The sequence below is a fragment of the Leptolyngbya iicbica LK genome (assembly GCF_004212215.1).
Taxonomy (GTDB): Bacteria; Cyanobacteriota; Cyanobacteriia; order Phormidesmidales; family Phormidesmidaceae; genus Halomicronema; species Halomicronema iicbica.
The window spans coordinates 985,886-999,790 of record NZ_QVFV01000002.1 but is presented as its reverse complement, the minus strand read 5'-3'; the positions used below and the strand labels follow the sequence as shown (position 1 = coordinate 999,790).

13 protein-coding genes are annotated in these 13,905 nt (G+C 54.8%); 6 read left to right on the top strand and 7 right to left on the bottom strand.

Going from position 1 to position 13,905, the window contains the following annotated elements:
• The first annotated feature begins 735 nt into the window (after nucleotides 1–735).
• Nucleotides 736–1,314, top strand: coding sequence for a helix-turn-helix domain-containing protein (locus DYY88_RS11355; RefSeq protein WP_039724809.1), 579 nt, complete (start codon nucleotides 736–738; stop codon nucleotides 1,312–1,314).
• Nucleotides 1,311–1,994: a transposase gene (locus DYY88_RS11350; protein WP_207223317.1), complete on the top strand. Its 684-nt coding sequence runs from the start codon at nucleotides 1,311–1,313 to the stop codon at nucleotides 1,992–1,994. The genes DYY88_RS11355 and DYY88_RS11350 overlap by 4 nt, the downstream gene beginning before the upstream one ends.
• Before the next feature lie 87 nt (nucleotides 1,995–2,081).
• On the opposite strand, the gene DYY88_RS11345 is transcribed toward DYY88_RS11350, so the two are convergent.
• Both DYY88_RS11345 and DYY88_RS11340 read right to left on the bottom strand, forming a co-directional pair.
• On the bottom strand, nucleotides 2,082–3,449 hold the full coding sequence (locus tag DYY88_RS11345) for a cation:proton antiporter (RefSeq protein ID WP_039727941.1): 1,368 nt from the start codon (nucleotides 3,447–3,449) through the stop codon (nucleotides 2,082–2,084).
• 215 nt (nucleotides 3,450–3,664) lie between these two features.
• Entirely contained in the window at nucleotides 3,665–4,075 is a 411-nt protein-coding gene (locus DYY88_RS11340; RefSeq protein WP_039727942.1) for a gamma-glutamylcyclotransferase family protein, read from the bottom strand.
• Between the two features lie 120 nt (nucleotides 4,076–4,195).
• Here DYY88_RS11340 and DYY88_RS11335 point away from each other — a divergent pair, with 120 nt between their 5' ends.
• A complete protein-coding gene (locus tag DYY88_RS11335; RefSeq protein ID WP_039727943.1) occupies nucleotides 4,196–5,308 on the top strand; it encodes a metallophosphoesterase family protein in 1,113 nt (370 codons plus the stop codon).
• 49 nt (nucleotides 5,309–5,357) lie between these two features.
• Here DYY88_RS11335 and DYY88_RS11330 read toward each other — a convergent pair whose 3' ends face one another.
• The 5 genes from DYY88_RS11330 to DYY88_RS11310 all read right to left on the bottom strand — a co-directional run bounded on the left by DYY88_RS11330 (nucleotide 5,358) and on the right by DYY88_RS11310 (nucleotide 10,117).
• Nucleotides 5,358–6,221 carry a transglutaminase family protein gene (locus tag DYY88_RS11330; protein ID WP_039730100.1) on the bottom strand — a complete coding sequence of 288 codons (864 nt, stop codon included), beginning with the start codon at nucleotides 6,219–6,221 and terminating at the stop codon, nucleotides 5,358–5,360.
• Between the two features lie 12 nt (nucleotides 6,222–6,233).
• Nucleotides 6,234–7,190, bottom strand: a complete 957-nt coding sequence (locus DYY88_RS11325) for an alpha-E domain-containing protein (protein ID WP_039727944.1) — start codon at nucleotides 7,188–7,190, stop codon at nucleotides 6,234–6,236.
• Nucleotides 7,184–8,629, bottom strand: coding sequence for a circularly permuted type 2 ATP-grasp protein (locus tag DYY88_RS11320; protein WP_039727945.1), 1,446 nt, complete (start codon nucleotides 8,627–8,629; stop codon nucleotides 7,184–7,186). Before DYY88_RS11320 ends, DYY88_RS11325 begins: the two co-directional genes overlap by 7 nt.
• A gap of 186 nt (nucleotides 8,630–8,815) precedes the next feature.
• The gene (locus DYY88_RS11315) at nucleotides 8,816–9,592 is read right to left on the bottom strand and encodes a proteasome-type protease (RefSeq protein WP_039727946.1); all 777 of its coding nucleotides are present in this window, start codon (nucleotides 9,590–9,592) and stop codon (nucleotides 8,816–8,818) included.
• A gap of 162 nt (nucleotides 9,593–9,754) precedes the next feature.
• Entirely contained in the window at nucleotides 9,755–10,117 is a 363-nt protein-coding gene (locus DYY88_RS11310) for a YkgJ family cysteine cluster protein (RefSeq protein ID WP_039727947.1), read from the bottom strand.
• Between the two features lie 119 nt (nucleotides 10,118–10,236).
• Here DYY88_RS11310 and psb30 point away from each other — a divergent pair, with 119 nt between their 5' ends.
• From psb30 to DYY88_RS11295, 3 genes are all read left to right on the top strand, one after another.
• Nucleotides 10,237–10,368 (top strand): photosystem II reaction center protein Ycf12/Psb30, encoded by a 132-nt coding sequence (gene psb30 / locus DYY88_RS11305; protein WP_039727949.1) that lies wholly within the window; start codon nucleotides 10,237–10,239, stop codon nucleotides 10,366–10,368.
• Between the two features lie 239 nt (nucleotides 10,369–10,607).
• Complete coding sequence (locus DYY88_RS11300) at nucleotides 10,608–11,837, top strand: M20 family metallopeptidase (protein WP_044151303.1); 1,230 nt, start codon at nucleotides 10,608–10,610, stop codon at nucleotides 11,835–11,837.
• Nucleotides 11,838–12,024: 187 nt separating this feature from the next.
• Nucleotides 12,025–13,887: a tetratricopeptide repeat protein gene (locus DYY88_RS11295; RefSeq protein WP_044151304.1), complete on the top strand. Its 1,863-nt coding sequence runs from the start codon at nucleotides 12,025–12,027 to the stop codon at nucleotides 13,885–13,887.
• The last annotated feature ends 18 nt before the right edge of the window (nucleotides 13,888–13,905 follow it).

The window sequence follows — 13,905 nt, the reverse complement described above, 5'->3', positions numbered from 1 at the left end:
GAGGTCAAATGATTTGTCCCGAACTTCGACTACTGAGTCCTTTTCTAGAAAGTCATTCACTGATTAAGTCACGCTGAACGATTCTAGATATCCTGCAGACATTCACGGGTAGATATTTACGGGCTATTGTCTTTTCTGACCCTGACATCACCTTTGGTTGGTAGATATGCACCATCAGAGTCCAGAAAATACTGCGTTGCAATCATGACATTTTACTGAAGGAAATCAAAGCGGTTTCCGTATAATTCAGCAGTCATGAAGACCTGAGCGCAGCCATTTTCTTCGTATAAATTTCACATATGTTGGGGCCTGATGACTTCCGTGAAAATATTGAACAAGCAAGTATAAATACGAAGACAGTGGACTTGCTTAAGTGACCGTTATCTTAATTCAATATAAGCCTCGCTAGTGGCTAAATTGCTTGCTGATTAGTCAGGCTAACTGGAACTTATTTCTACAAATTGCTCAGACTTCTTTGAAAGCTGGATGGCGTGTTAAATAAATAATTCATAGCAAATCGAGACAGTGAATTATGGCTGTCTAATCGATGTGATTGTTCTCCCATCTGAGGCAAATCGCTATACCAGACTGGGCGAGAGTCGACGAATATTCAAACGATTTTGGTTTGATGAGGAATGCAGAATTGAGTTGCTTACCCAAACGATAGGGAGCCCTAGTACCGCATGGCGGAAATGCAGATACCCTTAAGGAGTCAGTTTTAGAGGCCTGAGTCTGATGCCTGGTCGCGCCCTGCCCGCCCTCATTGTGAGCGAAACCGAACGCCATGAACTCGAGCAGTTGGTGAAGCGACCGAGTACGCCCCAGCAACTGGCGTTGCGCGGCAAAATTATTCTCCGTGCCAGTGAAGGGGAAAGCCAAGGTCAGATTGCGCGGGAGTTGGCCATTGGGGAGCAAATGAGTCGCTGTTGGCGGCGACGGTGGCAGGCGCTACAGGCATCTGAACTGCCCGTGGCAGAGCGGTTGGCTGATGCCCCTCGTGCGGGTGCCCCCGCGACGTTTACTTTGGAGCAGATCACCCAGTTGTATGCGTTAGCTTGTGCACCGCCCGAGCAATATGGACGTCCTCTGAGTCATTGGACACCCCGAGAGTTAGCCGATGAACTGGTCAAACAAGGCATTGTGGAGAGTATCAGCGGTCGCCATGTGGGTCGCTTGCTCGCCGAAGCAGAACTGAAACCGCACCAGAGTCGTTACTGGCTTCATCCCCCCCGGACCCAGACTTTGCCAGGAAAGTTGAAGACATCTGCCAGGTCTACGAACAGGCCGCCGAGCGCTCTGGACGTGGAGAGGTGACCTATAGTCTTGATGAAATGACGGGTATTCAGGCCTTAGAGCGCGTGATGCCGGATATTGAGATGAAACCGGGGCGCTGTGTGCGAGTCGAGTTTGAATACTGTCGCCATGGCACCCAAACCTTGATTGCCACCTTGAATGTCGCTACCGGGCGCATTGACCAGGCGACCGTCGGCGACACCCGCACGGAGAAAGATTTAGAGGCCCATCTCCAAGCCCTGCTCGCCCCAGTGGCCGAGGCCCCCAAAATTCATCTGGTGATGGACTGCCTCAATACCCATCAATCAGAAGCTTTGGTGCGGCTGACCGCCGCCCTGGAACCCGCGCCCATTCAATTAGGGGAAAAGGGCAAATTCGGTATTCTTCAGTCGATGGCCACTCGCAACGCTTTCTTGACCAATCCAGAGCACCGTTTGGTTGTCCATTTCACGCCGAAGCATTGTTCCTGGCTCAATCAAATCGAAATCTGGTTCTCCATTCTCATGCGGAAGCTGCTGCGACGCTCCAGTTTTACCAGTCAAGCTCATCTCAAGGCTAAGATTCTCGACTTCATCGATTACTTCAACCGCACCATGGCCAAGCCTTTCAAACCACACCATGGCCAAGCCTTTCAAATGGAACTATACGGGCAAGCCCTTAACCGCATAATGGCTATGCTTATTTGTGCCGTTGAGTACTAGCTTGCAATCACTAGGGCTCCCTAACAAAGGAATGCACCCTCTTCGAAGAAATGCGAGGCATGGGGTGGGACGATTACCCGATTATATTTAGGAGGCTGACGGCTGTTCCTCCGACGAGGAGCTGGTCGCTACCTGGACCTCTTCATCCGGCGGCACACTATCGGAATCTTTGAAGACAATGCGCAATAGGGGCGGTGCCACAAAGGTGGTCAAAATCACCATCACGATGATGGCTGCCTCTAACGACTCCGAGAGCGCACCACTGGCAGAGCCGACACCAGCGAAAACCAAACCTACCTCGCCTCGGGGCACCATACCCACGCCGATCGCGAGTCGATTAATGCCCGGTTGACCAAAGACGGCAAAGCCAGTCACGACCTTACCGATGATTGCGACGATGACTAAGAACGACGCGATGATGAGACCTTCGCGATTAGCCGGATCGAGGGGATTCAGCACACTTACGTCGGTACGAGCCCCGACGGTGACAAAAAAGACGGGCACGAGCATATCCGCAATGGGAACAATTTGCTCCTCTAATTGCTTATGCTTCGGTGTTTCGGCCAAAATTAACCCTGCCGCAAAAGCGCCGAGAATCGCTTCTAACTGGATGGTGGCGGCAATGTAGGACAATACAAAGGCGAAAATCAGGGAACTAATAATGAGCTCACCCCGAGTTTCCATCTTGTCTACCAACCCGACAAATAGAGGGCTGAGCAGCCGACCAACAAAGATCGCGCCAACCAAGAACACCGCAGCGCTAACAATCAAAATAGCGACGTTGGTGATTTCGATTTCGCCAGTTTTCGCCAGGCTAGCCACAACCGCCAGCACAATGATGCCGAGCACGTCGTCCAGAACGGCGGCACCGATGATAATTTGACCTTCTTTAGAGCTGAGTTTTTGAATCTCGGCCAGTACTTTAGCGGTAATACCGATACTGGTGGCAGTGAGGGCGGCTCCCGCAAAGACGGCTGGCACGGTGGCAATGTTGAATAGCGCAATGAGTCCGGTGGTGCCCAACGCGAAGGGAACGACGACCCCGATGACAGCGACCACCGCCGCTTGTGGCCCCACCCGAATCAACTCTTTTAAGTCTGACTCGAGACCAATCTCAAACAGCAGAATGATGACGCCCAGTTCAGCGAGCACCGAGACAACCTCGCTCTCGCCACGAAAGACGGACAGGATGCCTTCTGGCTCTAGGTCACTAGTGCTTTGCACCAACTGCATCAGCACTGAGCCGGATTCGCCTGCTCCTTCGGGAAAGACGATGAGATGCAACGCCGAAACGCCAACAACGACGCCCCCCAGCAATTCGCCCAACACTGGCGGTAGGTTGACCCGGGCGCAGAGTTCGCCACCAACCTTGGCGGCTAGATAAACAGTGATGAGGCTCAGCAGAACGCCTGCTAACACCAACGGTTCAATTTCCGCTTCGTTGACTTCGGCCATAAACGAAGGCCAACTGATTGACAAGGGGAGTGCCCCCAAAAAACTGCCGAAGAAACTAAAGCAGGAAAGTGCATCCACCATACGGCTAGAAATAACGCATCCTACCCACCTTACATGAGTTCAGGAATTAGCCAATGTTCAAACCGATCAGATCTGGCGACTTATTTGCGCATGGGGTTTATTTCTTTAGAGATACCCGGTGTCATGTGCCTGGCTCAGATGGAGGGAAATCGTTTGCGTGACCAAAGTCCTGTTGCTACAGGGATGCCGCCAAAGGCTTGCACTTTGTGTGGCGACATCAGATAAGCCCAGGCGGTGCCTAGTGGCTCTTGAGTATGGGAAAAAACTGGGCATAGAAGCCGTTGATAAAGATTGTTCTCCGCAGGGCGGTAGGGATCGTAGTCTTCGAACTGGTCGATGTGAGTGATCGCTGACTCGTCGTGAAAAGTGAGCAACGCTCCAGTGACCCAGCGATCGCCCGCCGTCATCGCCGGATAGCCCTGTGGCAAGTGGAATAGCTGGCCTTGCATGAAAGCTGCCTCGGTCTGCGTCACGTAGGGCGCGCAGTATTTGTCATAGGCCGATTCGTCGGGTTTGAGGGTGCCGTACACAAAAATTTTGCACATGGGAAATTAGCGTCTAATCAGGTCAGTGACTTACCGACAATCACCTGGCGTTGAGGTGTTTGCAGCTGGCTTTGGGCTAGGCTGTAGCCAGTTTTTGCGTTCTGCCAAGATATCAACATCATGGTTCGTTCTTTGCGTTTTGCCATCATCAGCGACCCGCACATCGCGTTACCCCACACCATTGTGCACACGCCCCATCGCTTCCATTTGGTGGAAGTTAGCATTCCGGCGATGGAGCAGATTTTGCGATCGCTCGAAACTCAGCCCCTCGACTTTTTGCTGCTGCCGGGAGATTTGACCCAGCATGGTGAGCGCGAAAACCATGAATGGCTCGTCCATCGTCTCAAACAGCTGCCCTTTCCAGCTTTTGTGGTGCCGGGCAATCACGACATCATTACCCGTGATGGCGATGAGCACAGGATTGGCTTAACAGACTTTCCCCAGATTTATGGCGATTTGGGTTACGTCCGCGATCGCCCTTATTACCACCAAGAGTTGCTGCCGGGAATGCATCTCATCGGTCTGAATTCGATCGCCTTTGATGAGACTGGGCAGCAACTGTTTTCTGGGTTTGTCGATGCCGAACAACTAGATTGGCTGTCGGCCACGTTAGAACGGTTGCGGGGTGACTGGGTAATGGTCACCATTCATCACAATGTGCTGGAGCATTTGCCCGGCCAATCGCGGCATCCCATGGGACGGCGCTACATTACCCAAAATCGTGACGAGCTCATCCGACGTTTACGGCAGGGCAACGTCAATCTCCTATTGACCGGGCATCTGCACGTGCAGGATATTGCGCAAGAGGGGAACTTGTGGGAAGTGACGACGGGGTCGTTGGTCAGCTATCCGCATCCCTATCGGCTGTTGACTCTGACGCCGCAACCCTTGGGACAGTGGCAGTTGGCGGTTGAGAGTCAGCGCGTGCAGGCAGTCCCTGACTGGCCCGATTTGCAGATCACGTCGCGGCAGTGGATGCGCGATCGCTCCCAACAGTTCATGATGCGCTTTCTCATGAGTCCGCCGTTTAATTTGCCGCCGGAAAAGGCGAAGTTTTATGCGCCTGATTTACAAGACTTTTGGGCGGATATCTCCAATGGTGACAGCCGCTTCGATTACCCCCACTTTCCGGCTGAGATGCAGCCGCTGTTGCAAGCGTTTGGTGCGATCGATGAGGCTGGAAATTATCAACCGATCGATAATCACGCGATTCTGGAGTTGGGCCAGTCGTAGGCTCCGACTCTCATGGGGGCATATTGATCAGTCCAGCCGCTGGGGCACCTCAGCGGAACGATCGTTGCATCTGAATCTGATATTTGAGGGTTGATTGCCCAAAATAGCCGGGTTGCAGGATGCCCGCGACGGGAGCCGCATTTTGGGGATGGGCCGCAGCGGCGAGGGCGATGTGGCGATCGCTCACCGCCAAACCGTGGGTCGGATCAAAGCCCCGCCACCCCCCACCGGGAATGTAAATCTCAGGCCAAGCGTGGAGTTCTCGACTTTGCTGTTCTTCGTCGCCTTCTTGGTAGCCGCTGACAAATCGGGCCGCCAGGCCCACGGCCTGACAAGCTTCCATAAACAACACGGCAAAGTCGCGACAGGAACCGGACTTTTGTTGCAGGGTAATGCCACCCGGCAGCGGCTCGCCCTCTGGTCGATGGAAGTATTGAAACTCTTCGTAAATGGTCTGAGTCAGCCGCGACAGAAACAATCCCACATTGCCCCGCACCTCATGCAGCAGCAACTGGGCTAGGTCCACCACCCCTGGACTGAAGGTGGCGGATAGCGCAGGGCGTAAGTAGGGGGTTAGGTGGGCGGCGATCGCCTGCGGATAGTCAAACGGAGCGTTGATGGCCCACGGTTCACTGAGATAGTCAAAGGGGTTATCGCGCACCGTCTCCACCTCCGCTTGGGTGTAGATGCGCAATTCTTTAATTTCCTCGCTGTCAAACCACAGGCGCAAGCAAGTATTGCCGGCGATATCGAGCAGTTCTGATCGCTTGCTGGGTTCAGGAGAAAGGGCGATCGCAAACTGCTGCAAGTGTTGACTACCATCACTGCGGGGCCGCAACCTCACAGTATGAGCCCCCAGCTTGACCGGCTCGGGATAGAGATAGTGAGTCGTGTGAGAAATGTGATAGCGCACAAAAATGCTCAACTAAGAGGCCAGCGGCACCGCCATGAAATCTTCGTAGATATGCTCACCCACGGTATTGAGCCGCGTTTGCAGCTTATCAAGAAACTCGTGTAGCCCGATGTCAAACACCTCTTCTAACGTCATGTACTCCAGTTCTGACCGGAGTCGGCCCAGGGTGCGCTCGCTGCTGTTGCACCAACTGCCCATCGTTGTGCCCGTGATTTGGTGCAGTGATCGCTCCGCCTGCAACAGACAAAAGAGAATCGAGCGAGGAAACTCCGCATTGAGCGTCAAAAACTTGGTAATGCCCTCAGGGGATACTCGCCGCTGCCGCTTGCGATACATCTCATAAGCACTGGCCGATTTCAGCAGGGCAATCCATTGCAACTCATCCAGCGGGGTGCCCACATGTTTTACCGAGGGCAGCAGGATGTAATACTTCACATCCAAAATCCGCGCCGTCTTGTCGGCCCGTTCCAGCAGCCGTCCCAATCGGCCAAAATTCCACCCTTCGTTATGGGCCATAGTCGCCTCCATCACCCCAGCAAAGAGATGACTCGACATCTTCACTTCGGGATAAAAGCTGTAAAGCTGCTCCAGCGAGTAATCGGTCTCCGCCGCTTCCTTCATCCACAAATAGAAAGCGTTGACCTGTTCCCACATTTCGGAAGAAATGATTTCGCGCACTGCGCGGGCATTCTCACGGGCGGACTGCACACAAGACAAGATCGAGTTGGGATAGGTGCTGTCAAAGGTCAAAAACTTCAAGACGTTTTCGGCACTGGCGTCGCCATAGCGTTCTTCAAAGAGGTCGCGATCGCCCGTCGTCGTGACCAGTGGCTGCCACTGCTGAGACACGCCCGCAACCGACGTATCCAGCAGCAGGTTGAGATTGACCTCAACGAAGCGAGCGACGTTTTCCGCCCGCTCGACATAACGATTGAGCCAGTAAATAGAATCTGCAACTCGGCTTAGCATGTGCCCTCCTTGACCACCCAGGTATCTTTGCTGCCGCCCCCTTGGGACGAATTCACCACCAGCGAGCCCCGCCGCAAGGCCACCCGCGTCAGCCCGCCCGGATTCACATAGATATCTTTGCCATACAAAATGAACGGTCGTAGATCGACGTGGCAGCCCTCAAACTGACCATCAATCAGCGTCGGCACGCGAGACAGGCTCAGAGTCGGCTGAGCGATGTAATTGCGGGGATCGGCTTTGATTTTTTCAGCAAACGCGGCCCGTTCTTCATCCGTAGCGTGAGGCCCCATCAACATGCCGTAGCCGCCGGACGCATTCGTCGCCTTCACCACCAGTTCATCTAAATGGGTGAGCACATGTTCGCGCTGTTTGGGGTCTTCGCACAGGTAGGTCGGCACGTTGTGCAAAATTTGGTCTTCATCCAGGTAATAGCGAATCATTTGCGGCACGTAGGCGTAAATCATCTTGTCGTCCGCCACGCCGGTGCCGGGGGCGTTGGCGATCGCCACCCGCCCTTGCCGATAGACCTCCATCAAGCCCGACACCCCCAACATCGAATCGGGGCGAAACGCTTGCGGATCAAGAAAATCGTCGTCAATGCGTCGATAAATCACATCCACCCGGCGGAGTCCTTTAGTGGTGCGCATTTGCAAATAGCCATCGGCCACGACTAAATCGCGACCTTCCACCAGCTCGATGCCCATTTGCTGGGCGAGAAAGGAATGCTCAAAATAGGCGGAGTTGTAGATGCCGGGGGTCAGCAACACCACACAGGGATCGGAGACATTTGACGGCGCGAGGTTGAGCAAGGCTTCCAGCAATTGACTGGCGTAATCATCCACGGGTTGAATATCGAGGGCATCAAAAAAGGTGGGAAACGAGCTTTTCATGATGCGGCGATTTTCCAACACGTAGGAAACGCCGGACGGGCAGCGCAGATTGTCTTCTAGGACGTACCAACTGCCATCGCGATCTTTCACCAAGTCGGTGCCCGTGATGTGACACCAGATGCCCTCGGGGGGCTGCAATCCCATACACGCTTTCAGAAAGCCCGGCGCGGTTTCGATCGCTTCTCGCGCGATCACGCCATCGTTGATGATCTTTTGATCGTTATAGATGTCGTGGATAAAGCAATTCAGCGCGTGAATCCGCTGTTTGAGCCCTTTTTCCAGCCATTCCCACTCGCTGTAAGGCACGAACCGGGGAATTACATCGAAGGGGAAAATGCGCTCGGTGCCTTGGTTGTCGCTGTAAACGTTGAAGGTGACGCCGAGCTTGAAGAGCATCTTTTGGGCAGCCTCTTGCCGCCGCTGCAACTCGGCGAACGGCAACGACTGGATGCGCCTGACCAGTTCGGCGGCAGCCGGACGAGGCGTACCGGGTGACGCAAACAGCTCATCGTAAAAGTCGCCAGGATCATAAGTCTCCAAGCTGGTCATGCATTCCCTCCAAGGCAGTCGAAACACTCATACTGGGTTACCTGATCTATGTACCGTAACAGTAGATACGGACGAGCAAAGCTTAATGCCAACACAAGCATGTTTGACACACTTTGCAACAGCAGATGCTCAAAGGGGCCGGGTCTCTGAGGAGAGACCCGGCCCCTTAAACCAGCGCGATCGCATTTACTGCTCAGAAATATCGCCCAGCTCGGGACCCGTCGGCACCACGGGGGAGTTCCATTCAATCTCGGGCATACTGGCGGCGGCCTCGCGCAGGGCGACCTCCCAATGTTTGCGCATCTTTAGCAGGTAGGGATCGCCCGCAAAAAAGCGCGCCTTGTGCCCAATCTGGAAGCTATCGGTGTGGTACATGATCATGTTGATCGGTGGCCCCACGGACAGATTTGACCGCATCGTAGAGTCGATGGAGAGCAGGGCGTATTTAGCGACATCTTCGATGCTCGACTCGTAGGTGAGGGTGCGATCGAGAATCGGCTTGCCGTATTTGGTCTCGCCAATTTGCAGAAACGGGGTTTCCGGGGTGCTGCGAATGCAGTTGCCCTGGCTGTAAATCAGGTAAAGCTGGGGGGCTTCGCCTTTGATTTGTCCCCCCAGGAGGAAGCTGCATTGAAAGTCGATTTTGTCTTTTTGCAACCAGGGGCGATCGATTTCTTGCAGGTTGCGGATGCAGGTGCCGATGTAGCGGGCAATGTCATACATCGTCGGCAGGGCGTGCAGATTCACCTCAGAATTGGTGATCAGGTCGCGATCGAGCGTGTGCATGACTGCCTGCGTGATGGACAGATTGCCCGAGGTGCAAAGCATGAGAGCGCGATCGCCCGGCACTGAAAAGTCAAACAGTTTGCGATAGGAAGAAATGTAATCGACACCGGCATTGGTCCGTGAATCGGCAGCGAGCAATACCCCTCGCCGAACGTGAATGCCTAAGCAATAAGTCATTGAAAATGGAGAAGAAATAATAGTGGTGGGCCAGGTAACGGTCGCTATTTCAAACTGTAATAACGACTATTTAAAAGTCGTGAACTAGAACTACTCGTATTAGAGCAATTTTTTTGCCGCGTGAACGAATTTGCTCAGTATTCTTCACTTCGAGGCCGTGATTCACGTCTCAGGGTCGGGGTCTACGGTGGCGATAAAGCGATCCAGTTCGGCACTTTGGTTGCCGTAGACGCCGGCAATTTGTTGCTCACAGCAGTCGATAGCAAACTCATCCAGCTCGGCGGGGTCGATGCCAAACATGCGGCTAAAGGTGTCGGGCTGCACGCGACAAAAGTCGGGGCGCGTCTCATAAATCTTGCAGCGCCGCTGCTCGTGGTCGTAATTGATGCACCAGCCGTCTTCCCCCACGAGACTGAGGTAATGGGCCAGTTCATCCGGCGTGAGATAGTCGGCGAGGTCGGGGCGATCGCTGGGGTTCAACTGACAACAAGCGCCACAGCCTTGAATGCATTGCCAATGTGCCATCGGTGCAAAGGTTCCTTCCCTTAGAATTTTGTAAAGTTAGTTAAATGTCTGTTCCCAACAACGGATAAAATAGCGCAGTCAGGCCAATGCAAGGGCCAATTTGTTGTCTGGGAGGATCCATGGAGTTCATTACAAATTTGTTCGGTGGCATTAACTTTGAGCTGATTGCACAGCTCACCATGCTAGCCATGATTGTGATTGCTGGGCCGGTAATTGTCTTCCTGCTAGCAGCACGGGGCGGCGACCTGTAAGCGGCGCAACGCTGTTGTGACAATTGGTCAGTAGAACTCCTTTGGTCGCTTCGAGGTTCGCCTGGCTGCACAAGCACTGGAAACGTGATCGTCCCTCTAGGCGCGGTCACGTTTTTATTGTGACATTTCCCGCCTGCTCCTTAGTTACGTGGCGTCTTGGCATCGCTGGGATTTGTGCCCCCAATGCCTTGACCACGGCTAGTCACTTTAAGATGTGAGTACGCTACTGTGAGCTTTTCATGCTGGACCGAATTCGCGCGATCGCCGACCGTCTTTCCCCCCGTTTGATTGAAATCCGCCGTCACCTCCACAGCCATCCTGAACTGAGCGGTCAAGAATATCAAACGGCCGCTTATGTGGCTGGGGTGTTGTCTTCCTGCGGGTTGAAAGCGCAAGAATTGATCGGCAAAACCGGCGTCATGGCCGAGCTGCCCGGTACTGGAGAACGGGCCGATTTTTTAGCCCTGCGCACCGACATGGATGCCCTGCCCATTTTAGAAAAGACCCCCGTGGACTTTGCCTCCCAAAAACCGGGGGTCATGCACGCTTGCGGCCACGACATTCACACCACGGTCGGGCTAGGGGTGGCGATGGTGCTCACGGAACTGGGCGTGTCGCTGCCAGGGCCGCTGCGCTTCATCTTTCAACCAGCAGAAGAAACGGCCCAAGGGGCACGGTGGATGGTAGGGGATGACGTCATGGCGGGGGTGTCGGCAATTTTTGGCGTGCACGTCTATCCCTCAGTGATGGGGGGCGACATCGGCATTCGCTACGGGGCCCTGACGGCAGCAGCCGATGACTTGGAAATCAACATTGTGGGCGAGTCAGGGCATGGGGCCCGCCCCCACGAAGCGATCGACGCCATTTGGATTGCTGCTCAAGTAATCACGACGCTGCAACAGGCCATCAGCCGCACCCACAATCCCCTGCGGCCAGTGGTGTTGACCATTGGTCAAATTCAAGGGGGACGCGCGCCCAATGTGATTGCCGATCATGTGCGACTCACGGGCACGGTGCGATCGCTGCATCCTGATACTCGCCGCGAGTTGCCCGGCTGGATTGACGATATCGTCGCGGGCGTGTGTCAGCCCTTTCGGGCCAAATACGAAGTCAGCTATCGTCCTGGCGTGCCCTCGGTGATGAATGATCCGGCGTTGACGCAACTGGTGGAGCAGTGTGCTCGGGGCGTCTGTGGTGACGACCATGTGCAGATCATTAGTGAACCTTCCCTTGGGGCCGAAGACTTTTCGGTCTATCTAGAACATGCGCCAGGCACGATGTTCCGCCTGGGCATTGGCACCCCCAACACGCCCAACCATCCCCTGCATCACCCCAAATTTGAGGCTAACGAGACGGCGATCGCGATCGGCGTCACCACCCTGGCGTATGCGATCGTGCGCTATTGGGAGGCGTTTCCCACTCCGATGCCCAAGCTTGACCCAACGGTTCTGGGCTCTGAAGCCGCCTAGAGAATGTTAAACCCGGCGAGGTTGCTCCTCTGTGGGGATGAATTAAACCAACGCCTCCCGAGTAACCGGTGCTCAGACGGGAGAGGTCATTACAATAACCCCATACCGATAATTGTCAGAACATGATTGGCAGGTGCCGCTGCTGGTGATTTGGCACTTGATTGCTGCTCTTCTGTGAGGCTTCGTAATGGCTGATTCCAATTCCTCCCCCAGTCCAGAGTCACGTGCTCGGGAATTGCTGGAACGCATTGTCAAGATGACGATGAAAGGGCAGATTCGCTCTAAGGCGCAGGTCTTAAAACTGCTGCAAGCGGACATTGAGCCGGGGGAGGGTGAGGTCTTTGAGCAAGTCTTGACGGCGGAAGTAACTGCTGTGCAAGCGGTTTTAGAGCGCGAAACCGACGAAATGAAGCAGGCAAAAGCCACCCGCCGCCAGCGCGCCCTCACGACTTTGCAAAGTGAGTTTGCACACTGGCAAAAAGAAAATCAAAGTACAGCGGTGTTGTCGGGGGCGATCGCCACCTTAATCCGCACCACTGACCAAGACCGACTCAATGCGCTACTGCAAGCGATCGATCCCAATCAGCCCCATCACCTCACCCGCGACGAAATCAAAACCCTGGCCCAACAGCTGCGTCAGCTAGAGACGGAAGCCACTGCCGAACCGACGCTGCAAGAACTCTCCACCGGACTCTTGCAGGGACTCAACACCTGGCAACAGCTCGAAGGGCACACCATTAGCTGGATTTATGACCAGAGTCAGCGGGCGATCGGTTTCGGCAGCGACACCCCTCAAGGTCCCTGGCCATACTGGGCAAAGCAAGTCGAAACCACCAGCATTCAGCGCATTTTGACTGACCTGGCAGAAAATCAGGCGGTGACGGATCAGGGGCTGCCCATTCCCCTCGAGGTCCGAACCTGGGTGGAAATGGCGATCGCGCTTCAACGGCTGCAACTCTCCCTCGTCACCTGGTTTGACCAGCAACCCTACGACCCCAAGGCAGGCAAGCGCTTGTCCATTGCCACGTTCCTCACCTTTGCTGTGGTGTGGAGCCAGCTCTCGCGGCGACTCAGCGAGTTACGACAGCCGCTGTTGGCCGAGGGCTGCTTTCAGATGGCGCTGCAAGTGCTGCGACAGTTCGCTCAGCAAGACTACTTTCCCCTCTATGGTGGTCTCTTCACCGCGCTCTCAGGGGAACCGCTGCGCACCCTGCTGGACTATCTGGACCAACCCCTGCGGGAAGTGCCCAATACCGACACCAAAGCTCGCATTTTGACGCTGTTGGGCTATTCGCAACGGGCCTTGGGTCGCTATGACCTGGCGCAACAGTTTCACGACCGGGCGCTAGAGAGTGCGCGGGAAGTCAGCGATCAGCGCTGCGAAATTGCGAATCTTAACCACCTCAGCCGCACCTGCGTGATGCAGCAGAATTTTGCTGAAGCGATCGCCCACAGTCAGCGAGCGTTGATCCTGGCGCGGCAGGCGGGCGATCGCGGCGGCGAAGCCAATGCCCTGGCGAATTTTGGTTACAGCGAAATTTCTCGCGCTCAAGAACAAGCCGTCGAGCCGGAGCAAATCGAGTCGGTGCTGACGTATTTGGAGCAGGGGCTGCAGCTTAGCGAACAAGTGCAAGATCGCCCCAGTGAAGCGCTCTGTGCCAATAGTCTCGGCGTGGCCCAAGTGATGCTGCGACACTACGACCAGGCGGTGGGAGCACTGGAAAAGGGGCTGCATATCGCGCAGGCGATCGGCGATGTCTTTTTGCAGGGGGTGAATTATAGCTATCTGGCGATCGCCTACCAAAATCTTGAAAATACTCAAATGTCGGTGTTCTGCGCGGCGCTGAGCATGTATCTGCTCTGGCAAATCAACTCAGAACAATGGCACCAGCCCGCAGGCACCCTGAGCATCCTCTATGGTCAACTCGGCCAGGAGGCATTTCAAGCGGCACTAGAAGCCTATCGTCCCGCTTTCCTCAAACAAATTGGCGTTGACGGCTACGATTACCTGCCGAAGCTACTCGCCGAATACCGCGAGTCGTTGGGCTAAGCGGTCGGGCAATCAGGG

Excerpts from the sequence above, each read along its gene's own strand:
- DYY88_RS11355 (WP_039724809.1), top strand. The coding sequence starts at position 736 with ATGCCTGGTCGCGCCCTGCCCGCCCTCATTGTGAGCGAAACCGAACGC.
- DYY88_RS11345 (WP_039727941.1), bottom strand. The coding sequence starts at position 3,449 with ATGGCCGAAGTCAACGAAGCGGAAATTGAACCGTTGGTGTTAGCAGGC.
- DYY88_RS11340 (WP_039727942.1), bottom strand. The coding sequence starts at position 4,075 with ATGTGCAAAATTTTTGTGTACGGCACCCTCAAACCCGACGAATCGGCC.
- DYY88_RS11335 (WP_039727943.1), top strand. The coding sequence starts at position 4,196 with ATGGTTCGTTCTTTGCGTTTTGCCATCATCAGCGACCCGCACATCGCG.
- DYY88_RS11325 (WP_039727944.1), bottom strand. The coding sequence starts at position 7,190 with ATGCTAAGCCGAGTTGCAGATTCTATTTACTGGCTCAATCGTTATGTC.
- DYY88_RS11320 (WP_039727945.1), bottom strand. The coding sequence starts at position 8,629 with ATGACCAGCTTGGAGACTTATGATCCTGGCGACTTTTACGATGAGCTG.
- DYY88_RS11315 (WP_039727946.1), bottom strand. The coding sequence starts at position 9,592 with ATGACTTATTGCTTAGGCATTCACGTTCGGCGAGGGGTATTGCTCGCT.
- DYY88_RS11310 (WP_039727947.1), bottom strand. The coding sequence starts at position 10,117 with ATGGCACATTGGCAATGCATTCAAGGCTGTGGCGCTTGTTGTCAGTTG.
- psb30 (WP_039727949.1), top strand. The coding sequence starts at position 10,237 with ATGGAGTTCATTACAAATTTGTTCGGTGGCATTAACTTTGAGCTGATT.
- DYY88_RS11300 (WP_044151303.1), top strand. The coding sequence starts at position 10,608 with ATGCTGGACCGAATTCGCGCGATCGCCGACCGTCTTTCCCCCCGTTTG.
- DYY88_RS11295 (WP_044151304.1), top strand. The coding sequence starts at position 12,025 with ATGGCTGATTCCAATTCCTCCCCCAGTCCAGAGTCACGTGCTCGGGAA.